Annotated in this window: 20 protein-coding genes and 1 tRNA gene; 7 read left to right on the forward strand and 14 right to left on the reverse strand. The window is 73.9% G+C overall.

All coding sequences use genetic code 11. From position 1 onward, the window contains the following. Nucleotides 1-70 precede the first annotated feature (70 nt). The gene (gene ilvA, locus CUD01_RS14415) at nt 71-1,273 is read right to left on the reverse strand and encodes a threonine ammonia-lyase (protein WP_141322126.1); all 1,203 of its coding nucleotides are present in this window, start codon (nt 1,271-1,273) and stop codon (nt 71-73) included. After that, nucleotides 1,270-2,592 (reverse strand): AI-2E family transporter, encoded by a 1,323-nt coding sequence (locus tag CUD01_RS14420; RefSeq protein ID WP_371860799.1) that lies wholly within the window; start codon nt 2,590-2,592, stop codon nt 1,270-1,272. Before CUD01_RS14420 ends, ilvA begins: the two co-directional genes overlap by 4 nt. 138 nt (nt 2,593-2,730) lie before the next feature. Here CUD01_RS14420 and msrA point away from each other — a divergent pair, with 138 nt between their 5' ends. Then, nucleotides 2,731-3,384 (forward strand): peptide-methionine (S)-S-oxide reductase MsrA, encoded by a 654-nt coding sequence (gene msrA, locus CUD01_RS14425; RefSeq protein ID WP_166772144.1) that lies wholly within the window; start codon nt 2,731-2,733, stop codon nt 3,382-3,384. A gap of 275 nt (nt 3,385-3,659) precedes the next feature. On the opposite strand, the gene CUD01_RS14430 is transcribed toward msrA, so the two are convergent. Both CUD01_RS14430 and CUD01_RS14435 read right to left on the reverse strand, forming a co-directional pair. Continuing rightward, nucleotides 3,660-4,010: an Rdx family protein gene (locus tag CUD01_RS14430; RefSeq protein ID WP_141322155.1), complete on the reverse strand. Its 351-nt coding sequence runs from the start codon at nt 4,008-4,010 to the stop codon at nt 3,660-3,662. Beyond that, nucleotides 4,007-4,414: an FKBP-type peptidyl-prolyl cis-trans isomerase gene (locus CUD01_RS14435; RefSeq protein ID WP_094179307.1), complete on the reverse strand. Its 408-nt coding sequence runs from the start codon at nt 4,412-4,414 to the stop codon at nt 4,007-4,009. The genes CUD01_RS14430 and CUD01_RS14435 overlap by 4 nt, the downstream gene beginning before the upstream one ends. 149 nt (nt 4,415-4,563) lie before the next feature. Here CUD01_RS14435 and CUD01_RS14440 point away from each other — a divergent pair, with 149 nt between their 5' ends. Next, nucleotides 4,564-5,391, forward strand: coding sequence for a CPBP family intramembrane glutamic endopeptidase (locus tag CUD01_RS14440; RefSeq protein WP_141322156.1), 828 nt, complete (start codon nt 4,564-4,566; stop codon nt 5,389-5,391). 130 nt (nt 5,392-5,521) lie between these two features. Here CUD01_RS14440 and CUD01_RS14445 read toward each other — a convergent pair whose 3' ends face one another. After that, nucleotides 5,522-6,511: an acetylxylan esterase gene (locus CUD01_RS14445; RefSeq protein ID WP_141322127.1), complete on the reverse strand. Its 990-nt coding sequence runs from the start codon at nt 6,509-6,511 to the stop codon at nt 5,522-5,524. A 77-nt stretch (nt 6,512-6,588) separates the two neighbouring features. After that, complete coding sequence (locus CUD01_RS14450) at nt 6,589-7,398, reverse strand: Bax inhibitor-1/YccA family protein (RefSeq protein ID WP_141322129.1); 810 nt, start codon at nt 7,396-7,398, stop codon at nt 6,589-6,591. Nucleotides 7,399-7,612: 214 nt separating this feature from the next. On the opposite strand from CUD01_RS14450, the gene CUD01_RS14455 reads away from it, so the two are divergent. From CUD01_RS14455 to CUD01_RS14475, 5 genes are all read left to right on the forward strand, one after another. Next, nucleotides 7,613-8,569 carry an ABC transporter ATP-binding protein gene (locus tag CUD01_RS14455; protein ID WP_141322131.1) on the forward strand — a complete coding sequence of 319 codons (957 nt, stop codon included), beginning with the start codon at nt 7,613-7,615 and terminating at the stop codon, nt 8,567-8,569. Further along, nucleotides 8,566-9,408: a DUF2705 family protein gene (locus tag CUD01_RS14460; protein WP_141322132.1), complete on the forward strand. Its 843-nt coding sequence runs from the start codon at nt 8,566-8,568 to the stop codon at nt 9,406-9,408. The genes CUD01_RS14455 and CUD01_RS14460 overlap by 4 nt, the downstream gene beginning before the upstream one ends. A gap of 122 nt (nt 9,409-9,530) precedes the next feature. Continuing rightward, nucleotides 9,531-9,995: a MarR family winged helix-turn-helix transcriptional regulator gene (locus tag CUD01_RS14465; RefSeq protein WP_094179303.1), complete on the forward strand. Its 465-nt coding sequence runs from the start codon at nt 9,531-9,533 to the stop codon at nt 9,993-9,995. A gap of 89 nt (nt 9,996-10,084) precedes the next feature. Then, complete coding sequence (locus tag CUD01_RS14470) at nt 10,085-10,969, forward strand: siderophore-interacting protein (RefSeq protein WP_141322134.1); 885 nt, start codon at nt 10,085-10,087, stop codon at nt 10,967-10,969. 46 nt (nt 10,970-11,015) lie between these two features. Beyond that, nucleotides 11,016-11,089, forward strand: a tRNA-Leu gene (locus CUD01_RS14475). Between the two features lie 60 nt (nt 11,090-11,149). On the opposite strand, the gene CUD01_RS14480 is transcribed toward CUD01_RS14475, so the two are convergent. From CUD01_RS14480 to CUD01_RS14515, 8 genes are all read right to left on the reverse strand, one after another. Continuing rightward, complete coding sequence (locus CUD01_RS14480) at nt 11,150-12,634, reverse strand: NAD(P)/FAD-dependent oxidoreductase (RefSeq protein WP_141322136.1); 1,485 nt, start codon at nt 12,632-12,634, stop codon at nt 11,150-11,152. 123 nt (nt 12,635-12,757) lie between these two features. After that, on the reverse strand, nt 12,758-14,287 hold the full coding sequence (locus tag CUD01_RS14485) for a GH1 family beta-glucosidase (RefSeq protein WP_141322138.1): 1,530 nt from the start codon (nt 14,285-14,287) through the stop codon (nt 12,758-12,760). Between the two features lie 239 nt (nt 14,288-14,526). Next, the gene (locus tag CUD01_RS14490) at nt 14,527-15,633 is read right to left on the reverse strand and encodes a right-handed parallel beta-helix repeat-containing protein (RefSeq protein ID WP_141322140.1); all 1,107 of its coding nucleotides are present in this window, start codon (nt 15,631-15,633) and stop codon (nt 14,527-14,529) included. Nucleotides 15,634-15,752: 119 nt separating this feature from the next. Next, complete coding sequence (locus CUD01_RS14495; protein WP_141322141.1) at nt 15,753-16,715, reverse strand: Ppx/GppA phosphatase family protein; 963 nt, start codon at nt 16,713-16,715, stop codon at nt 15,753-15,755. A 71-nt stretch (nt 16,716-16,786) separates the two neighbouring features. Beyond that, on the reverse strand, nt 16,787-17,287 hold the full coding sequence (locus tag CUD01_RS14500; RefSeq protein ID WP_141322143.1) for a DUF501 domain-containing protein: 501 nt from the start codon (nt 17,285-17,287) through the stop codon (nt 16,787-16,789). 80 nt (nt 17,288-17,367) lie between these two features. Beyond that, nucleotides 17,368-18,108 (reverse strand): FtsB family cell division protein, encoded by a 741-nt coding sequence (locus CUD01_RS14505; protein ID WP_141322145.1) that lies wholly within the window; start codon nt 18,106-18,108, stop codon nt 17,368-17,370. A 73-nt stretch (nt 18,109-18,181) separates the two neighbouring features. Further along, nucleotides 18,182-19,405, reverse strand: a complete 1,224-nt coding sequence (locus tag CUD01_RS14510) for a hypothetical protein (RefSeq protein ID WP_141322146.1) — start codon at nt 19,403-19,405, stop codon at nt 18,182-18,184. Next, complete coding sequence (locus CUD01_RS14515) at nt 19,402-19,731, reverse strand: PadR family transcriptional regulator (RefSeq protein WP_141322149.1); 330 nt, start codon at nt 19,729-19,731, stop codon at nt 19,402-19,404. The genes CUD01_RS14510 and CUD01_RS14515 overlap by 4 nt, the downstream gene beginning before the upstream one ends. Nucleotides 19,732-20,169: the final 438 nt, after the last annotated feature.

Raw genomic sequence — 20,169 nt, forward strand, 5'->3', positions numbered from 1 at the left:
CCGGGTCACCACCCGGGACGCGCCCGTCGTCGTCCCCGCCGCCGCGCGCGAGCCGGCCCGCGCGGAGCGGTCAGTCCGTGAGCCGGTAGCCGGCAGCGCGCAGCGCGTGCTGCACCGCCGCGCAGTGGTCCGGTCCCTTCGTCTCGACCTGCACCTCGACCGCGACCTCGTCGACCGCCAGCTCGGTCTGCGTGCGCACGTGCGAGACGTGCATGACGTTCGCCCCCGTGGCGGCCAGGTCGTTGAGCAGCCGCGCGAGCGAGCCCGGACGGTCGTCGATCCGCACGTGCAGCCACAGGAACCGGCCCGCCGACGCGAGACCGTGCCGCACCACGCGCAGCAGCACCTGCGGGTCGATGTTGCCGCCCGACAGGATCGCGACCACGGGCCCGGCCAGGTCACCGGGCGGTGCGGCCATGAGCGCGGCGACCGCGGCCGCACCCGACGGCTCGACGAGCAGCTTCGCGCGCTCCGCGACGAGCAGGAGCGCGCGGGACAGGTCCTCCTCGGACACCGTGCGGATCTCGGTGCGGGTGCGGGCGAGCACCTCGAACGGCACGTCGCCGGGCAGGCCGACCGCGATGCCGTCCGCCATGGTGCGCAGCTCGGGCGCCCTGGTCGGGACGCCTGCGGCGAGCGACGCGGGGTACGCGGCCGCGTGCGCCGCCTGCACGCCGACCACGCGCACGTCGGGGCGCAGCTCGGCGAGCGTCGCGACGACGCCCGCCGCGAGCCCCCCACCGCCCACCGGCACGACGACGGTCGCGACGTCCGGCACCTGCTCCACGATCTCGAGCGCGATCGTCCCCTGGCCGACGACGACGTCGCGGTGGTCGAACGGGTGGATCAGCGCCGCTCCCGTGACCCGTGCGTGCTCGCGCGCGTGCACCAGCGCGTCGTCGACGCTCGACCCGACGAGCTCCACGCGGGCGCCGTACTCGCGCGTCGCCGCGATCTTCGGCAGCGCCGCGTCGGTCGGCATGAACACCACGGCGTCGATGCCCAGCAGCCGCGCGGCGAGCGCGACGCCCTGCGCGTGGTTGCCCGCCGACGCCGCGACCACGCCCCGCCGGCGCTCCTCGTCGGACAGGCCCGCCATCCGCACGTACGCCCCGCGGATCTTGAAGGAGCCGGCGCGCTGCAGGTTCTCGCACTTGAGCAGCACGGGCGTGCCCGCGAGCTCGGACAGCGCCCGGCTCGTCTCGACCGGGGTGCGCTCCGCGACCCCGTCGAGCAGCGCGGCCGCCTGCCGGACGTCCTCGAGCCAGGTCATCGCCCGCCGTCCCCGGACGGACCCTCGTGCGCGGCATCGCCCTGCGCGGCATCGTCGTGCGACGGCTCGTCTCGCGCCGGGTCGCCGGACGCGTCCTCGAGGTCCGTCGCCGCACCCTCGTCGGGCCCGACGGCCGCCTCGCCACCCAGCTCCTCCTCGTGGGCGAGCTGCGCGACGGCTCGGTCGATCGCCGGGTGGCCCACAGGTCTGAGGAGCACGTGGTCGTCGTGCCCCAGCTGCGGGAACTTGTCGTGCCCGTGCAGGTACAGCACGACGGTGTTCAGCACCGCGACGATCGGCACGGCGAACAGCGCGCCGAGGATGCCCGCCATGAACGAGCCCGCGGCCACCGCGAGCAGCACCGCGACGGGGTGCAGCGACACCGCGTGACCCATGAGGAAGGGCTGCAGGACGTGGCCCTCGAGCTGCTGCACGGCGAGCACGATCGCGAGCATGATCAGCGCGACCACGGGCCCCTGGGTGACGAGCGCGACGAGCACCGCGACCGCACCGGTGACCACGGCACCGACCACGGGGACGAACGACCCGAGGAACACGAGGATCGCGAGCGGGAACGCGAGCGGCAGCTGCAGGATCGCCGCACCGATCCCGATGCCGACCGCGTCGACGGCCGCGACGAGGATCTGCGTGCGCGTGTAGGCGCCGAGCGTCACGACCCCGCGCCGCCCTGCCTGGTGCACGTGCTCGCGCGTGCTGCGCGGCAGCAGCCCGACGAGCCACGACCAGATCTGACGGCCGTCGTGCAGGAAGAAGAACGTGCAGAACAGCGTGATGATCGCGCCCGCGAGCACGTGGCCGATCGTCACGGTCGCGTGCAGCGCTCCGGCGACGAGCGTGTCGCTGTTGTCCGCGGCCGCCTGCCGCGCCTGCTCGACCCACCCCTGCACGTTCTCGGTCGAGATCTGCAGCGGACCCGTGGCGAGCCAGTCGAGCAGCGTGTCGACACCCTCCTGCGCCTGCTGCCACAGCTCCGCGATCCCCAGCACCACCGAGCGCCCGGCGAGCACGAGCAGCCCCAGCACGAGCACGACGAGCGCGCCGAGCGACACGCCCGCCGCGGCGGCCCGGCTCATGCGCGCGCGCCGCTGCAGCCACGTGCTGAGCGGCTGGAGCAGCACGGTCAGCAGCAGCGCGACCGCGACGGGCACGACGACGAGCTTGAGGTACGCGATCGCGGCGACGCCCACCGCGAGCGCGGCCGCGATGAGCAGCAGCCGCCACGACCACGCGGCGGCGCGCTGCACGGACATCGGGACGGCGTCGGCGGCGCGCGGCGCCGCGGGCCCAGGAGCGTTCACCGCCCCAGGCTACGGTCGCGGGCGGGCCCGCATGCGCCAGGAACACTCCGGCCGACCGCGCGGTTGTGCCACCTGCGAGGGCGCGCCCCGCGCAGCACCCGGCGCGCGAGGCCGGCGCCCCGTCGAAGGAGACCCGCGATGGGATGGCTCTTCGGATCCGCGATCCGCACCACGATGGTCGAGCCCGAGCGCGCGCTCGTCGGCCGCGACCGGTACGCCTACACCGTGCCCGAGACCCACGTGGTCCTCGGGACGCCGCTGCAGGGCCCCTGGCCGCAGGGCACCGCGGTGATCCACCTGGCCCTCGGCTGTTTCTGGGGCGCCGAGAAGGAGCTGTGGCAGCTCCCCGGTGTCGTCACGACGGCCGCCGGCTACCAGGGCGGCTTCACGCCCTACCCCACGTACGACGAGGTCTGCACGGGCATGACCGGGCACACCGAGACCGTCCTGGTCGCGTACGACCCCGCGGTCCTGCCGCACGACGAGCTGCTGCGGCACTTCTGGGAGGCGCACGACCCGACGCAGGGCTTCCGCCAGGGCAACGACGTCGGCACCCAGTACCGCTCGGCGGTCTTCACGACGACGCCCGAGCAGGCGCAGGCCGCGCACGCCACGCGTGACGTCTTCGCGCCGAGGCTCGCGCGCGCGGGGTTCGGGGACATCACGACCGAGATCCGCTCCGCCGACGAGGCCGGCCCGTTCTACTACGCCGAGCCGTACCACCAGCAGTACCTGGTCAAGAACCCGAACGGCTACTGCCCGGTCCACTCGACGGGCGTGAAGTGCGACTGACCTGACCCCGGCCGGCGGCCCTCGGGCCGCGGTCCGACCGCAGGGTGGGCGGTGCTGTCTCCCCCCGGAACACCGCCCACCCGCGGCGCGCGCGTGGCTCCCCCTGAACCCGCGCTGCGACGAGGGCCTTGCGACGACCAGACGCACACCGTTGTGCGACCCAGCGAGCTGCTGCGGCCACGAGGCGATCGGTCGACCTGGTCAGAAGGTACGAGTCCGCGCGAACGGTGTGAACCCGGCGTCCACGTGGCGTCGGACCGCAGTCCAACTTCTCCTCAGGGCTCGACCGCCGTGGACCGGTCGTCCACGGCCGCGACATGGTCGCTGTGACCGAGCGGCTTGTCCGGCGCGACCACGTCCCGTACCCGGCGCTTGAGCTCGGTGATCTCCGGGAACCCGCCGTCGCGCCCGCGGTCCCACAGGACCACCGGGGCGTGCTCGTCGTCGGGCGCCGGGGCAGGACCCTGCCCCGGCCATGCCTCGACGACGAACACGCCACCGATCCCCGGACGCAGCGCGACCTCGTCCACCTCGCGGTGGAAGGTCGTCAGCAGCTCCTGGGCGTACCAGGCCGCACGCAGCAGCCAGCGGCACTGCGTGCAGTAGGTGATGACGACGCGGCTCAGCGCGACGTCCGCACGATGTCGACCACGAAGACGAGCGTGTCGCCGCCCTTGATGCCGGCCTGCGGCACGCCGCGGTCGCCGTAGCCGAGGTGCGACGGGATCGACAGCAGCACGCGGCTGCCGACCTGCTGGCCGACGAGGCCCTCGTCCCACCCTGCGATGACCGCGCCGACGCCGATCGGGAAGCCGATCGACGAGCCTCGGTCGTACGAGTTGTCGAACACCCCGCCCTGCCAGGACTGGCCGAGGTAGTGGACCTCGATGTCGTCGCCCGCCTCGACCAGCTCGCCGTCGCCCCGGCTGAGGACCTGGACCTCGAGCTCACCGGACGGAGCCGCGGCGGGGAACGTGAGGGTCGGCTTCTGGCCGAACGAACCCGAGACCTCGGGCAGGGCAGCAGTCATGGAGGAACCTCCGGTGGGATCAGGTGGGATCAGGTGGTGCGAGCGCCCGGTAGCGGACGCCCGCCCATCCTCGCGCATACCGCCGACACGGGCATCACGTCGTCCAGCCGCAGGCCGTGTCGTCTGCGAGGGTTGGACGCGTGACTGAGATCGCCGACGCCGCGCCGCCCGTCACACGCGCGCACGTGCCCCCGCTGCACGCGCTCGCGGCGCTGCTCGTGTGCGGGTCGGCCGTGCTGCTGTTCGCGGTGCACGTGCGGCCGCTGGCGTACGTGCCGCTCGTCGTCGGCGTCGCGCTCGGCCTCGCCGTCGACCGCGTGCTCGGCCGGGACCTGCTGCTCGTCGCGGTCGGCATGAGCATCGTCAGCGCGATCCCGCTGGCCGCGGACCTGTCCGACGCGGGCATCGCACGGTTCGCGGTGGCCCTGTCGCTCGCGGTCGTCGTCCCGTACGTCCTGTCCCACCGCGTGTTCGGCGACGACGTGATCCGCTTCCCGTGGCGCACCGGGCAGCGCTGGACGCGGTTCCAGTGGGGGTACCTGCTCGTCGTCGTCGCCGCGGGGTACCTGCTGCTGCCGTTCTACTTCCTGACCTCGGGCGCGTTCCGGAACTGGCCCACCGTCCAGGCGCCCGACGAGATCGCGCGGCTGTTCGTCGGCGTCAACGCGGTGGGCACGTGGGACGAGCTGTTCTTCATCTGCACCGTGTTCGCGCTGCTGCGCCGGCACTTCCCCGTGTGGCTCGCGAACCTGCTGCAGGCCACGGTGTTCGTGTCGTTCCTGTGGGAGCTCGGCTACCGGTCCTGGGGGCCGCTGCTGACGGTCCCGTTCGCGCTGATCCAGGGCTGGACGTTCAGCCGCACCAAGTCGCTGACGTACGTGCTCGTCGTGCACCTGCTGTTCGACGCCGTGGTGTTCATGGTGCTCGTGCACGCGCACTCGCCGCACCTGTTCGACATCTTCCTCACCGCCCCGTGATGCCCGCACCGGAGCGCTGACGGGCAGCCACGCGTTCCGCGGCGGGCCGCTGCTGCGCGCGACGAGCGTCGAGGAGGTCACCGCCGTGGTCGCCGCCGTCCTCGCACGACCGTGGGCACGTGCGGGTCCGTCAGTCGACGAGGTCGCGCAGCCAGCGCAGCTGGCGGTCCAGCTGGAAGCCCTGGCCGCCCTCGTGGCGGTTGAACTCATACACCTCGATCTCGGTGCGCGGCCGCTGCGCCGCGAGCCCCGCGTAGTGGTTGTACGCCGCGAAGACGGTCGAGGGCGGGCAGATGTCGTCGCGCAGCGCGACGCTGAACAGCGCGGGCGCCGTCGCACGGCGCGCGAGGTGCACGCCGTCGACGTATGACAGTGTGCGGAACACCCGCTCGGTGGAGCCGCGGTGCACCGCGAGGTACTGGACGAGCTCGCCGTACGGGAAGCCGTCCGTGATGTCGACCGCGCGGCGGATGTGGCACAGGAACGGGACGTCGGGCATCACCGCGACGAGCCCGTCCGACAGGCCCGCGGCGGCGAGCGCGAGGCCACCGCCCTGGCTGCCGCCCGTGACCGCGACGCGTGCCGGGTCGACGCCCGGCAACGCGCGCACCGCGTCGACCGCGCGGACCGCGTCCGTCATGATCCGGCGGTAGTAGTACCGCTCCGGGTCCTCGACGCCACGCGTCATGACGCCGGGCGCGGCCGGGCCCGAGCCCGCCTCGTCGGGCGTGTGCGCGCCGCTCCCCCATGTCGAGCCCTGGCCGCGCGAGTCCATGACCAGGTGCACGAACCCGGCCGCGGCCCACGCGAGGCGCTCGTGCGCGAACCCGCGGCCACCGCCGTAGCCGATGTACTCGACGACCGCGGGCAGCGCGTCGCCCTGCGACCCCGCGGGTCGCGTGACCCATGCCTTCACCGGCTGACCGTCGAAGCCCGCGAACGTCACGTCCGTCGTCTCGACCAGCCGCAGACCGGTGTCCTGCGGCCGGGCGTCGATCACGACGTCGTGCCGACGCGCCTGGGTGAGCGTGCGGGACCAGAAGTCGTCGAGGTCCGCGGGTTCGTCGAGCTCCGGCAGGTAGCGCTCGAGCTCGGGCAGGGGGAGGTCGAAGAGAGCCACCCGCCGACCCTAGCGAGGTCGACGGGTGGCTCCGTGTCAGGTGTGCGGCGCGCCGGGTCGCAGCCGGCGTCCCCGCGTCAGTTCCGGAAGATCGCGAGGATCCGCAGGATCTCGAGGTACAGCCAGACGAGGGTCACGATGAGGCCGAAGGCCGCGGCCCAGGCCATCTTGCGCGGGGCGCCGCCCTCGACGCCGCGCTTGATCGCGTCGAAGTCGACGATGAAGCTCGCGGCCGCGAGACCCACCGCGAACAGGCCGACGAGGATGCCCAGACCGCCGTTTCGCAGCGGGCCGAAGTCGCCGCCGCCCACGCCCGCGATCATGAGGACCACGTTGAGCAGCGAGAACACCAGGTAGCCGACCATCGCGAGGACGAGCCAGCGCGTGAACTTCGGCGTGACGCGGACCTTGCCGGACTTGAAGACGAACAGCGCGCTGGCCGCGACCGCGACGGTGCCGAGCACGGCCTGGCTCACGATGCCGCGGTACGCCGCCTCGTAGAACGCGCTGATGCCGCCCAGGAACACGCCCTGCGCGACCGTGTAGAGGGTGATGAGCACCGGGCTCGGCTCACGCTTGAACGCGTTGACGAGGCCCAGCACGAGGCCGACCACCGCACCCGCGATCCACAGGCCCGGGGCGAGCGCCCACGTCGCGGCGCCGACGACCACGAGGAGGGCGAGCAGGCCGCCCGTCTTCATGATCACGTCGTCGTACGTCAGGCGGCCCGTCTCGCGGGTCGTCGCTGCCGGTGCCGCGTACAGGTCGTCGAGCGTCGCGGCGTCCACGGTCGAGTACGTCGTGCTCGACTGCGCGTAGACGGTGCCACCGCCACGGCGCTTGTCCTCGCCGAAGACGGGGCTGTTGCTGAAGACGGGGTTCGCCACGTCGTCCTCCTGATCGGCCCGCGCCACCTCGGCGCAGGTCTGGTCCTCCAACGTACAAGGTGCACGGGCGGTTCCCGGGGCGGGACCGACCGTCCCTGGGGGCGGACGCGCGGCCGTCCGCGCGGGGCAGGGTCCACCCGCAGTCGGATGTCTCGGGCCGGGAACCTGGCCCTAGGGTCGGGGCGACACGTCACCGAACGGAAGAGCCTCCGCGATGATCGAGGCAACGAACCTCACCAAGCGATACGGCGAGAAGCTCGCCGTCGACTCCATCTCGTTCCGGGTCGAGCCCGGGACCGTCACCGGCTTCCTCGGCCCCAACGGGGCGGGCAAGTCGACAACGATGCGCATGATCGTCGGCCTCGACCGTCCGACGTCCGGGCACGTCACGGTCAACGGCAAGCCCTACGCCGAGCACGCCTCGCCCCTCACGCAGGTCGGCTCGCTGCTCGAGGCGAAGGCCGTGCACACCGGCCGCAGCGCCCGCAACCACCTGCGCGCGCTCGCCGCGACGCACGGCATCTCCGACGCACGCGTCACCGAGGTCATCGAGATGACGGGCCTCGAGTCGGTCGCCAAGCGCCGCGTCGGCGGCTTCTCGCTCGGCATGGGGCAGCGCCTCGGCATCGCCGCCGCGCTCCTGGGCGACCCGCGCACCCTCATCCTCGACGAGCCGGTCAACGGGCTCGACCCCGAGGGCGTGCTGTGGGTCCGCAACCTCGTCAAGTACCTGGCCGGCCAGGGCCGCACCGTGTTCCTCTCGTCGCACCTCATGAGCGAGATGGCCGTGACCGCGGACCACCTCATCGTCATCGGGCGCGGCCGGATCATCGCGGCGGGTCCGGTGCAGGACATCGTCGAGCGCGGTACCCGCACGTCCGTGCGCGTCGTCAGCCCGCAGGCCACGCAGCTCGCCGAGCTGCTCACGGGGCCCGAGGTCAGCGTCACGTCGACCGAGCCGGGCTCGCTCGTCGTGCACGGCGCGACCGCCCCGCAGATCGGTGAGGCCGCCGCGGCCGCGGGCGTGGTGCTGCACGAGCTCACGCCCGTGCAGGGCTCGCTCGAGGAGGCGTTCATGTCCCTCACGCAGGACACCGTCGAGTACCACTCCACGATGGGCCACGACGGGTCCGCACCCCTCGGCACGACCGGTCAGGAGGCCGCGCGATGACCGCCACGACCACCGACGCACCCACGGCCGGCGCCGACGTGCGTGTCACGTTCCCGCGGCTCGTGCGGTCCGAGTGGATCAAGCTCTGGTCGCTGCGCTCCACCGTGTGGACGCTCGCCATCACCGCCGTCGTGATCGTGGGCTTCGTCCTGCTCATCACGTGGGGCATGCTCGACGCGAACGAGATGTCCGGGAGCAGCGACGACGTCAATGCCCTCGACGCGTTCGGCGCCATCCGGTACCTCGGCCCGACGGCCGTCGCCGTGCTCGGCGCGCTGACGATCACCGGCGAGTACACCACCGGGATGATCCGCAGCAGCTTCGCCGCCGCGCCGCGCCGCCTGCCGGTGCTGTGGGCGAAGGGCCTCGTCCTCGCGCTCGTCGTGTTCGTCGTGACCGCTCTCGCGGTCGCCGTCGCGGCTTCGCTGCAGGCGCTGATCTTCGGCGGGCAGGGCGCGTCGGTCGACCTGGGCGACCCCCAGGTGGTGCGCGCCCTCGTCGGGAACGCGCTCTACGTGACGATGATCGGGGTGCTCGCGTTCGGGCTCGGCGTGCTCATGCGGCACTCCGCGGCCGCGATCACGACGACGCTCGGCATCCTGCTGGTGCTGCAGATCCTGTTCAGCCTGATCCCGTGGAAGCCGCTGCAGGACCTCACGCCGTACCTGCCGAACGTCGCGGGCTCCCAGATGACGCTCACCGACGCGATGATCGAGCAGCAGGCGGGCTTCACCGGCTCGGTGGTGCTCTCGGCGTGGGAGGGCTTCGGTGTGCTGCTCGCGTACCTCGTCGTCGTCCTCGCCGCCGGTGCGTGGCTCACCAAGCGCCGCGACGCCTGACCCGGCACCGACGACGCGGCCCCGTGACCTGCCCGGTCGCGGGGCCGCGTCGTCGGTGCGCGCGGTCCTGCGCCACGTCCGCGGCGCCTAGGGTGGTGCTCACCGGACACAGGAGAGCACCCATGGATCCCGCGATCGCCGACGTCGAGCGCCAGGTCGCCCTGCTGCTGCGCCTCGCGGACCGCAACCGGCGCCGCAGCCGCCGCCTGGAGGGCACGCTCGAACGCTCCGCGTACCTCGCGCTCGGCCGGCTCGCCGACGACGGGCCCGCAGGCATCAACGAGATCGCCGACCACCTGCGCCTCGACGCGTCCACGGTGACCCGCCAGGTGCTGCAAATGGAGGCCCTCGGCTACGTGAGCCGCTCGCGCGACGACAACGACGCGCGACGCTCGGTGATCGACGCGACCCCGGCCGGCCTGGCCGCGCTCGAGGCCACGCGACGCGCGCGCGCCGACGTGTACGCGCAGGTCCTGTCCGACTGGGCGCCCGACGACCTGCAGCACCTGGCCACGTCCCTCACGCGGCTCAACGCGTCCCTGAACGCCTCGCTCGACGCCTCGTCGGCGGCCGAGTCCCGCTCCTGACCCGGCCGTCCGGCCGAGCCGTACGCCCCGCCGAACGCCCACCGAACGCCCGGTCGCGTACCGCTCGGGCGGACGTAGGCTCACGACTCGTGACGACCCCCTCCCTCGCCGACGACCGCACGCCCGGCGGGACCAGGCGCCGACCGGCACCCGTCCTGGCGCACGTGCTGCGCACCGAGCGGCCGACCCCGCACCTCGTCCGCGTGGTCCTCGGCGGGCCGACCATGGCGCCGTTCGCCGCCGACGAGCACGCGGACTCCTACGTCAAGCTGATGTTCCTGCCGGCAGGTGAGCGCCCGCTGACCGACGACGGTCGCGTCGACCTGGACGCCGTGCGCGCCGCGCTGCCCGAGGGCGTCGCACCACGCCTGCGTGCGTACACCGTGCGGCACTTCGACGCCCACGCGCTCGAGCTGACCGTCGACGTCGTCGTGCACGGCGACCAAGGGCTGGCCGGCCCGTGGGCCGCGGGACTCGTCGGCGGCGAGGAGATCCTCGTCTCGGGCCCGGGCGGCGCGTGGTCGCCCGCGGTCGACGTCGACCACCACCTGCTCGTCGGCGACGCGAGCGCACTGCCCGCGATCGCGGTCGCGCTCGAGCGGATGCCCGACGACGCGCGCGGCGTCGCCGTGGTCGAGGTCGACGGCCCCCACGACGAGCTCCCGCTGACCGCTCCCGCGGGCGTCGGGGTCCGCTGGGTGCACGCCGACCGCGGGCACCCGGGGCGGCGGCTCGTCGAGACGACGCTCGCGCTGCCGTGGCCCGGCGGCCGCGTCGGCGCGTTCGTCCACGGCGAGGCCGGCGCGGTCAAGGAGGTGCGCCGGCACCTGCGGCTCGAGCGCGGCGTCGCGCGCGCGGACCTGTCCGCGTCGGGGTACTGGCGCATCGGCGTCGACGACGAGGGGTGGCGCCGCGCCAAGCGCGCCTGGGTGGCCCAGGTCGAGCAGACCGAGCAGGCCGCCGGGCTGGTCTGACGCGGGCGTCCGCCGCGGATGCTCCGGTGGGAGGATGCTCGCGTCCGCGCCCGTAGCCCAACCGGCAGAGGCGGCCGGCTTAAACCCGGCTCAGTGCGGGTTCGAGTCCCGCCGGGCGCACGACGACGAGAGCCCCGGTCCACCAGGACCGGGGCTCTCGTGCGCGCGACGGGCGGACCGTCAGGACGCGGACTTCTTCTTCGCGGCGGGCTTCACGGCGGGCTTCGCTGCGGCCGCGATCGCCGGGTCGGCCGGCTGCTCGTCGGACTTCTCCTCGACGACGCGCGGCTTCGGCGGGACCGACGCGGCGCGGAACTCGGCGCGCGGGTCGTGCAGCGCACCCAGCGGGACGACCTCGCGGCGTAGCAGGAGCGAGCCGGTCCAGCCGGCCATGATGCGCAGCTTGCGGTTCACGGTCGGCATGGCGAACACGTGGTACGTGCGGTGCAGCACCCACGCGAGGAACCCGCGGACCTTGATCTTGCCGAACATCTGGGCGACGCCCTTGTACATGCCGAGGGACGCGACCGCGCCGATGTTCTTGTGGGAGTAGTCCGTGACCTCGGCCGAGCGCAGCACGCGCGCGAGGTTGTCGCCGAGGTGGTTGCCCTGACGCAGCGCGTGCTGCGCGTTCGGCGGGCAGAACGACCCGGGGTTGTACAGGTCCGGCACGGCGGCGCAGTCGCCCGCCGCGTACGCGTCCGGCACGATCTCGCCGTGCTCGTCGACGACCTGCAGCGCGGCGTTGCACGTCACGCGGCCCATCGTGTCGAGCGGCAGGTCCGACTGCTGCAGGACCGGGTTGGCCTTGACGCCCGCGGTCCACACGATCGTGTCGGCGTCGAACTCGAGCTTGTTCGACAGGACCACGTGCCCGTCGACGCACGAGCTGAGGAACGTCGACAGGTGGATCTCGATGTGCCGCTTGCGCAGCTGCTCGAGCGTGTAGCCGCCGAGCTCCTCGCTCACCTCGGGGAGGATGCGCGGACTGCCCTCGACGAGCACGAACCGCAGCTCGTCCTGCTCGATCTGCTTGTAGTGCGCGATCGTGTAGCGCGCGATGTCCTCGAGCTCCGCGAGCGCCTCGATGCCCGCGAACCCGCCGCCGACGAACACGAACGTGAGCATCCGCTTGCGCAGCTCGGGGTCCCACGTCGAGGACGCGACCTCGATGCGGTTGAGCACGTGGTTGCGGACGGCGATGGCCTCCTCGACGTTCTTGAAGCCGATCGCCTGCTCCGCGAGGCCCGGGATGGGCAGCGTGCGGGCGACCGAGCCGAGGCCGACGATCAGGTGGTCGTACGTGACCCAGTACGGCTCGCCCTCCTCGGGCGTGATCTCGACCGTGCGCTCGGCGTGGTTGATCTGGGAGACCTTGCCCTGGAGCACGTCGACGCCCTTGAGGGCGCGGCGGTGCGGTGCGACGACGTTGCGGGGGTCGATCGAGCCCGCGGCCGCCTCGGGGAGGAACGGCGCGTACGTCATGTACGGACGAGGGTCGACGACGACGATCGCGGCCTCGCGCCGACCGAGGCGCTTGCGCAGCCGGCGCGCCGAGTACAGGCCGACGGTGCCGCCACCGAGGACGAGGACCCGGGGGACCTTGCGCGACTTGGCGGGGCGGACCGCGGTCTCGGCAACCGGGGTGGAGGCAGACTGAGGCATACCTCAACGGTATCGGCGCACGCGCGACCCACCACCTCAGCACCCGGTGACGATGCGCACATCGGGGCGACCCGGCGTGTGAAAACCGTCACGAGAGCCGCTCGCGGCCCCCGGTGGCCGGGGTCAGGCGGGCGGCACCGCGTTCGTCCGCACGACCTGCGAGTACCACCGGGCGCTCGACTTGGGCGTGCGGCGCTGCGTGTCGTAGTCGACGTGCACGATGCCCCAGCGCTGGGTCATGCCCCGCGCCCACTCGAAGTTGTCGACGAACGACCACGCGTAGTACTGCTGCAGGTCCACGCCCTCGGCCACCGCCCGCGCCGCCTGCTGCAGGTGCGTGCGCAGGAAGTCGAGACGCTGCGGGTCGTCGATCTGGCCCTGCGCGTCGGGGTCCGGGATGCCGTTCTCGCTGATGACGAGCGGCGGCACGTCCGGGTAGTCCGCGGGCAGCCGGACGAGCAGCTCGTACAGGCCCTCGGCGTGCACCTGCTGCCACCCGGCCGACGACGGCGGGTACAGCTGCAGCCACGCACCGGTCTTGTCGATGCCCGCCACGCCGTAGTACTGGACCGCGAGCAGGTCGCACGGCTGCGAGATCGTCTCGAGGTCACCGGGCTGGACGAGCGCCTCGAACGCCGCGCGGTCGCCGCGCAGCTGGCCGGGCTTGTCGCCCACGGCCTCGTCGGGGTACGTGCCGCGCAGCACCGGGTCCAGGTAGAGACGGTTCTCGGCCGCGTCGAGGCGGTCCGCCGCGAGCTCGGCGCCCGCGGCCCCGTAGACCGGCATGAGGTTGAGCGCGATGCCGATCCCGCCGCGTCCACCGATCTCCCGGAACGCCTGCACGGCCTTGCCGTGCGCGAGGAGCTGGTGGTGCACGGCCGCGAGCCCCGCGTCGATGTCCCCGAGCGCCGGCGCGTGCTCCGTGCCCGCGTAGCCGACCATCGCGGTGGTCTTCGGCTCGTTGATGGTCAGCCAGGTCGCGTCCACGTCCCGCAGCGACTCGAACACCACGGCCGCGTAGTCGGCGAACCGGTCGGCGGTGTCGCGCACCGCCCAGCCGCCCGCGTCCTGCAGGGGCTGCGGCAGGTCCCAGTGGTAGAGCGTGATCGCGGGGTGCATGCCGCGGTCCAGCAGACCGTCGACCAGGCGCCGGTAGTGGTCCAGGCCCTTCTGGTTCACCTCGCCGCCGCCCGTGAGGTAGCCCGTCGGGACGATCCGCGGCCACGAGATCGAGAAGCGGTAGGCCTGCAGGCCGAGGTCGACCATGAGGTCGAGGTCCGACTCCCAGCGGCGGTACTGGTCCGCGGTGGGGTCGGCGGTCGAGCCGTCGTCGATCCGGCCCGGCTGCGCGGCGAACGTGTCCCAGATGGACACCCCGCGGCCGTCGGCGGTCGACGAGCCCTCGACCTGGAACGCCGAGGTCGCCGAGCCCCACACGAAGCCCTGCGGGAACCGCATCGGCTCGGCCGGGACCGCCCACGCGGTGGGCGTCTGCTCGGGAGCCGGGGTGGTGTCGGTCGTCGCGTCGGTGGGGTGGTCGTGGTCCGTGCACGCCCCGAGCAGGCCGAGGCCGACGAGTCCGCACCCCATCTCCAGCACCGTGCGGCGCGCGACGAGCCGCCCGCTCGGCGCGGCCGGGTTCGGCTGATCCATCTCTGGAGCTCCTCGTCGAGCGGCGTGGTCATCAAGGAGCGACGGCCGGTGGACCCGGCCGTGGAAACGCTCCCAGAGCGGCGTGTGCCGCACATCGTGCCACCCGGCATCACGAGGCGTCAGGCAGTTCGACCCGTGGGATGGTACCGGTTCCAGTGAGACGAGTCACAGACCCGCGAGAGGTGACACGGTTCAGCACCCGCGTTTCACCAGCCCTGCCCCCCCCAGCCGCAGCCCGCTCACGGCGCGCAGACGACTCCCACGCACTGCGGGTCCCGGCCGTTGTGCCGGGCGGAGTTGCCGCCGAGGTCCACCGCGCCGGGCGCGTGGATCCCCCACCGGGCGTTGCGCGTCGCCGCGTCGCCACCCAGCTCGAGCGCCGGGTCGTCGGCCTCGGACAGGATCCCGTCACCGTTTCGGTCGAACACGCTGTCCCGCACGGTCGTCGTGCCCCAGTCGCTGCCGAGGTACCGCAGGCCCACGCCGTTGCGCCGGAACGCCACGCGCTCGACCGTCGCCGCACCCTCCTGGACGAGCAGGCCCGTCCCCGCGCCGGCGACCGCGCCGTCCCGCACGACGACCGTGCCGAGCGGGTCCGCCGTGAGCGCCACGTCGCCGCCGACGACGCGGGTGCGACTGACGTCGGCGGAGCCGACACCCCCGACCGTGACCGCCCGCGAGTTGTCGACGAGCACGCTCCGCGAGACCTGCGCCGCGCCCTCGTACACCAGGACGGCCGTGGTGTTCCGGGTGAACCACGAGCGCCGCACCGTCACCTCCGCGTTGGACCACACCGCGATCCGCTGGCCGGTGAAGCGCGAGCTTTCGACCCTGACGTCCGAGAACCACGCCGAGACCACGCCGACGTCGTTGCCCGTGAACGTCGAGCGGACGACCGTCGTCGGCTTCGCCCCGCCCAGGCTTGTCTCCCCCGACGCGTCCACGCCACGCGTGTTGCCGCGGAACGTCACGCGCTCGACGCGCAGCGGACCCGGCTCGGCCCGGTCCTCGACGACACCCTGCTCGAGGATCGCGGTACCCGTGGCCCAGCCCGTGACGGTCCCGTTGCCGACCCGGTTGCTGCCCGCGACGGTCACCGTGATCGCCGTCCCCGTGCCCGGCCCTCGCAGCGTGTGCCCGCGCAGGTCGAGGTCGACCCCCTCGCCGAGGGTCAGGCCCGCGCCGGGGCACATCAGGTCACGCTCGAGCACGGTGTCGCGGGTGAGCGTCGTGCCGCACACGGGTTGTCCGTGACCGTGACCCCGGCCCGCCGACGCGGGTGCCGCGAGCAGGGGCGCCGCGGCCACTGCGAGGACGACGGGCATGACGAGTGCGGACGTACGCATGAGATCCCCCCGGGCGTCGTGGCCCGTCCGGTGGCCGGGCCGACCGCTCCACGGTGCTCCGGTGGCCCCGGGGCGACAACCGTTTCGTCCCAAGATCACCCGGTACGTCGGGGGTCGGGTCAGCGGGCGACGCGCTCCGCCGCGCTGAACGCGATGCCGTCGAGGATGTCGTGCTCCGAGGTCACGACGTGCTCGAGCGCGCCTCCTGCCGCGGCCACCTCGTCACGCACGCGTGCCACCACGTCGTGCCAGACCAGCGCGCCGGCGCCGATCACGTCGACGCGGCCCGGGTGCATGAAACCGAGCGCCGCACGCTTCTCGCGGGTCGCGCTCAACAGGTCCTCGCACGCCTCGAGCACGGTCGCCGTCGGCAGCACCGCGCCGTCGATGCGGTCCGGCTGGTAGCTGGGCAGGCCCAGCGCGTGCGCCGTCACCGTCGTCACCGAACCGGCGAGCCCGACGAGCGTGCGCGCCCGCCCGAGCGGGACGACGGCCGCCGCCTCGTCGAGCGCCGCTGCGACGTCCCGGTGCGCGGCCGCACGCTCGTCGGCAGACGGCGGGTCGCCCAGCAGGTGCCGCTCGGTGAGGCGCACGCAGCCCACGTCCATCGACAGCGACGCCTGCGGCTCGCGCTCCCCCAGCACCAGCTCGGTCGAGCCGCCACCGAGGTCGACGACGAGGTACGGGCCGGGGTGGTGCGCCGCGACGACGCCCGTGGCGCCGCGGAACGACAGTGCCGCCTCCTCCTGGCCCGAGACGACCTCCGGCTCGACGCCGAGGAGCGCACGCACCCCGTCGACGAAGTCCGCGCGGTTCTCCGCGTCCCGGGAGGCCGACGTCGCGACGAACCGGACGGTCGTCGCCCCGAGCTGCGCGCAGATCGCCGCGTAGCGCGCCGTCGCCGCGAGCGTGCGCTCGAGCGCCTCGGGGGCCAGCCGCCCCGTGCGGTCCACGCCCTGGCCGAGGCGGACCACCTCGGACCGCCGGTCCAGGTCGACCAGCGTGCCCGCGGCAGGATCGACGTCCGCCACCAGGAGCCGGATGGAGTTCGTCCCGCAGTCGATGGCAGCCACTCGCGTCACGCCGCACATCCTCGCACCCGGACCGGACACATCAGGAACGCGCCCGGCGTCCCGGTCGGTCCCGGCGGTGGTCAGCACGTGCAACGGTCGGGGCGCCACGTCCCACGGATCATCGCGAGCGCCTCGTCGCCGAACGGGTTCACACCCGGCCCGGCCGCGAGCGCGTGGCCGACGAGGACGTGCAGGCACTTCACGCGCGTCGGCATGCCGCCCGCCGAGATCCCCGCGATCTCCGGCACGTGACCGATCGCCTCACGGTCGGCGAGGTACGCCTCGTGCGCGTGGCGGTACGCGGCGGCGAGGTCCGCCTCGACCGCGAGCCGCTGCGTCCACTCCTTCATGAGCCCCGACGCCTCGAGCGTGCTGACCGCCGCGACCGCCTGCGGGTGCGTCAGGTAGTACAGCGTCGGGAACGGTGTGCCGTCGTCGAGCCGCGGCGCCGTCCGGACGACGATCGGGCGACCGCACACGCAGCGCGCCGCGACACCGACCACGCCGCGCGCGGGGCGGCCCAGCTGCTCGTGGAGCACCTCCAGGTCGTGGGCGGTCACGTCCGATGCGGTGGTGGGCACGTCGCTCCTTCGTCGGGGGGACGCCCATTGTCCCTCAGCGCGCACCGGTCAGCGCGACCGACCCCCTGGGCGGCACGCCGTCAGGGTCGAGCCGACGACGCGTCGTTCGTCGCGGCGTCCTGCTCCGCACCCTTCGTCGTGTCCTTCGTCGTGTCCTTCGTCGTGTCCTTCGTCGGGCGCTTCGTGGCGTCGCGGGGCGTCGCGTCGTCCGTCGTCCCCGCGACGACGAGCGAGTCCCAGACCGACGTGTACCAGGGCTGCTGCGCCTGCGTGCGCGCCACGGGGGTGTCCTCGTCGACGACCTGCGTCGTCGGGACCTCGACGGTCTCCGGGTCGACCACGCGGTACGCCTTCTCGCCCGGCAGCACGTAGGACAGCCGCTCGCGCGCCTGGGCCGTGACGAACGCCGGGTCGTCCCAGCGCTCGAGCTCCGCCTCCAGGTCGTCGTTGCGCTCACGCGCCGCCGCGACCTGGCTGCGCAGCTCGCGCAGGTCCGCCTCCTGACGCAGGTAGGTGTGCAGCGTCGGGTAGACCAGCACGAACGCGAGGACGAGCACGCAGCCCAGCACGATCGCCCGCACCGAGAACAGCCGCGGCGGCTCGACCCTGGCCCGCTCCGCCCGCGCCGTGCCCCGCGCGGGCGTGGCCGGCGCCCGGCCGCTCGGGCGCGTCGCGCCCGGCCGGGACGTCGCCCGCGGCACCCCGCGGGACGGCGTCGCGGCCCGGGGCACCCCGCGCGACGGCGTGGCCGTCCGGGGTGCGCGGGCAGCGCCACGACCGTCGGCCGGGCGCGGCTCGACCGGGCGTCGGGGCGCTGACATGCCCCGATTGTGCCCCGGACGCCCCTGCTCGCCCGGGACGCCGCCCCGCCGCGTCGCGTCCTTCACCGTTCCCTCACGGCTGCGCGGACGGGGTCCCCGTCGGCGCGCCGGTCGCCGTGGCGCTCGCGTCGCCCGTAGGCGCCGGCTCGCTGCTGGGGGCGGTGCCCGCGGTCGGCGTCGCGCCCGCGGTCGGCGTCGCGCCCGGATCGTCGTCCACGGCGCCGGGGATCGTGTCGGCGCCGGTCGGGACGACGATCGGCTGCGCCGCCGCGAACGGCCAGCCCGGCGTCGTCACGGTCCACGGCACCTCGGTGCGCCAGACGAGGTACCCGTTCTCCCAGGCGGCGTCGGCGTCGATCGCGGCGTCGGGGAACAGGCGCAACGGGAAGGCGTTCCACACGCCCGCACCGCTGCTCGTCACACCGCCGAGGCGCCAGCTCCGCTCGTCGTCGTAGCCGACGCCCGTCCAGGTCTCGGCCTCCTGCAGCGAGCCGACGCCCAGCGTGACCGGCCGGCCGTCCTGGTCGAAGACCTGGGCGCCGTCCACCGGCTGACCCTGCGCGTCGTACACGAACAGGTTCTCGGCGTAGCTGCCGCCCACCACCACCCCGTCGTCGGGCTGGGGCTCGTACCAGTCCTCGCTCGTGACGGTCCCGACGCCCTGCCCGGGCAGCCACAGCAGGAACACCGCGGCGGCGAGCACGGCGAACGCGTTGAGCCCGACGAGCACCGACTGCCAGCGCCGCCCCGGGCGCCAGCGACCGCGCCCCCACTGCGCACTCGCCACGATCAGGCCGACCATCACGACCCACCCGACGAACGTGCGCGGCGCCCACCACGCACCCCCGTCCTCGATGCCCGTGAGCTGCAGCACGAGGTGCGCGACGACCCACCCGCGCGCGACCCACCACACCGGGCGCAGCGCGACGAGCAGGTCCTCGGTCGCCGGCCACCACCGCGTCCCGCGGAGCTGGGCGAGCGTCGAGTCCCCCGTGCGCAGCAGCGCCCGGTACGGCGCGGTCAGCCACGACCGCACGCCGCCGAGCCGGCGCGCGGGCACCGGGTCGAGCCCCGCGGCGGCGCGCAGCTCGGCTGCGTACGCGGCCGGCGTGCCGAACTCCTCGGCCAGGCTGCCGTGGTGCGTGCGGCTCGCGTCGGCGAGCGCATCCGCGAGGTTCGCCTCGAGGCCGTCGGTCAGGTCGTCGACCTGGTCCTGGCCGAGGTCGTGCAGGGCCGCCCGGACGGCGGCGGCGTACACCGCGACGTCGTCGGTCAGCGGCAGGTCCGTGACGCTCACTTGGTGCCCTCCGTCCCGAGCAGGCGACCCATGGTCGCCGCGAACTCGTGCCACTCCTTGCGCTGGGCGTCGAGCATCGCCCGGCCCTGGCTGTTGATGCCGTAGTACTTGCGGTGCGGGCCCTCGTCGGAGGGCACCACGTACGACGAGAGCGCGCCCCCGGCGTAGAGGCGGCGGAGCGTGCCGTACACCGAGGCGTCACCGACGTCCTCGATGCCCGCCGCGCGCAGCCGACGCACCACGTCGTAGCCGTACCCGTCCTCGTCCTCGACCACCGCGAGCACCGCGACGTCGAGCACCCCCTTGAGGAGCTGTGTCGTGTCCATTCGCCCTCCGTGTCGCCCTGCCGCGACGACGACCCGTCGCCACGAGGACCTTCCGCCCTCGCGCAACGCACACTACTGCGCATCCCGCACTACTGCCGACAGCGACACACCGCCGACTCCGTCCTCACCCACCTCCCCACCTCCCCACTCCCCGCCCCCTACTCCCCGCCACCGCACTCCCCGCCACCGCACTCCCCGCCTCCCCGACGTCGGTGCAGCGATGAATGCAGCCGGAGCACGCTCCCGCAGCACACGTCCTGCATCCATCCCTGCAGCCAGGGCGGCATCGCCAAGGCGCGCGGACGCCACGCCGGCGCGGGGCGGCGGCGGGGCGGTTGGGGCGGGCGGGGGGCGGCGGCGTGGCGGTTGGGGCGGGCGCGGGGTGGTGCGGGGCGGTTGGGGCGGGCGCGGGGTGGTGCGGGGCGGTTGGGGCGGGCG

The organism is Cellulomonas uda, assembly GCF_006538705.1.
GTDB lineage: Bacteria > Actinomycetota > Actinomycetes > Actinomycetales > Cellulomonadaceae > Cellulomonas > Cellulomonas uda.

Excerpts from the sequence above, each read along its gene's own strand:
- msrA (WP_166772144.1), top strand. The coding sequence starts at position 2,731 with ATGGGATGGCTCTTCGGATCCGCGATCCGCACCACGATGGTCGAGCCC.
- CUD01_RS14465 (WP_094179303.1), top strand. The coding sequence starts at position 9,531 with ATGGATCCCGCGATCGCCGACGTCGAGCGCCAGGTCGCCCTGCTGCTG.
- CUD01_RS14505 (WP_141322145.1), bottom strand. The coding sequence starts at position 18,108 with ATGTCAGCGCCCCGACGCCCGGTCGAGCCGCGCCCGGCCGACGGTCGT.
- CUD01_RS14490 (WP_141322140.1), bottom strand. The coding sequence starts at position 15,633 with ATGCGTACGTCCGCACTCGTCATGCCCGTCGTCCTCGCAGTGGCCGCG.
- CUD01_RS14435 (WP_094179307.1), bottom strand. The coding sequence starts at position 4,414 with ATGACTGCTGCCCTGCCCGAGGTCTCGGGTTCGTTCGGCCAGAAGCCG.
- ilvA (WP_141322126.1), bottom strand. The coding sequence starts at position 1,273 with ATGACCTGGCTCGAGGACGTCCGGCAGGCGGCCGCGCTGCTCGACGGG.
- CUD01_RS14455 (WP_141322131.1), top strand. The coding sequence starts at position 7,613 with ATGATCGAGGCAACGAACCTCACCAAGCGATACGGCGAGAAGCTCGCC.
- CUD01_RS14485 (WP_141322138.1), bottom strand. The coding sequence starts at position 14,287 with ATGGATCAGCCGAACCCGGCCGCGCCGAGCGGGCGGCTCGTCGCGCGC.
- CUD01_RS14460 (WP_141322132.1), top strand. The coding sequence starts at position 8,566 with ATGACCGCCACGACCACCGACGCACCCACGGCCGGCGCCGACGTGCGT.
- CUD01_RS14515 (WP_141322149.1), bottom strand. The coding sequence starts at position 19,731 with ATGGACACGACACAGCTCCTCAAGGGGGTGCTCGACGTCGCGGTGCTC.
- CUD01_RS14480 (WP_141322136.1), bottom strand. The coding sequence starts at position 12,634 with ATGCCTCAGTCTGCCTCCACCCCGGTTGCCGAGACCGCGGTCCGCCCC.